This is a genomic window from Pseudomonas sp. 32_A (assembly GCF_017490905.1).
GTDB lineage: Bacteria > Pseudomonadota > Gammaproteobacteria > Pseudomonadales > Pseudomonadaceae > Aquipseudomonas > Aquipseudomonas inefficax.
Map to the genome: position 1 here is coordinate 1 of NZ_JAFGYI010000112.1, position 688 is coordinate 688.

A 688-nucleotide genomic window follows, 5' to 3' on the forward strand; every position below is an offset into this window, starting at 1 on the left:
AATGCCGTTGAGCGACTCCAGCACTTCGGCGGTAATCAAGCTCAGGCGGTAGCTGTAGTAGCAGTAGGCGCAGACCATGGCGATGGCGGAGATCACCAACGGGCTCCACCAGGGCCATTCCCGGCGCAGCATGCGGTGGGGACGGTGGACCACGTTGGTATACGGATCGCCCGCGAATTGCGGCGTGGGGCCGCGCAGTTCACGAATGACCTTGTGCATTCGCGAGATCAGGGCATTGATGATTTCATCGCACTTCGGGTCCAGGGCGTACTTGCCCTTCAGGCCCAGGCAAAAGCAGAAGTACAGGAACTCCAGCACATCCTGGAACTCCTTGGGCGACTGCATCAAGCGCTCCAGCAACACGAAGATCTTCTCGCCACCCTGGGTTTCGTCATGGAAGATGCTGAGCAGCGGTTCGTGGCTCCAGCATGAATTGTTCCCCCAGGGGCGGCTCATCACGGTCTCGTCCAGATAAAGACACAAGGCATAGGAATAAGCTTCGAGGTGCACAGTGGAGTAACCGTGCTGCTGTATTTCGTCGCGGATGGCGCTGACCTGGATCTGCAGGGCCTTGTGCACCTGTTCGATGTTGGGTAGGTCATCCAGCGTTTGCAGGCGAATGGCCAGGCCGAACAGCGGGTTGGCCGCGTCAAGCATCAGGTTGGCGAAGCCGCCGCGAAGCTGGAAG

The 688-nt window shown here is 59.3% G+C and carries 1 protein-coding gene; it reads right to left on the reverse strand.

Annotated features, from left to right (window positions below; all coding sequences use genetic code 11):
* The coding region (gene icmH / locus J5M58_RS25830; protein ID WP_207880148.1) for a type IVB secretion system protein IcmH/DotU at positions 1-688 on the reverse strand (688 nt) is incomplete at both ends.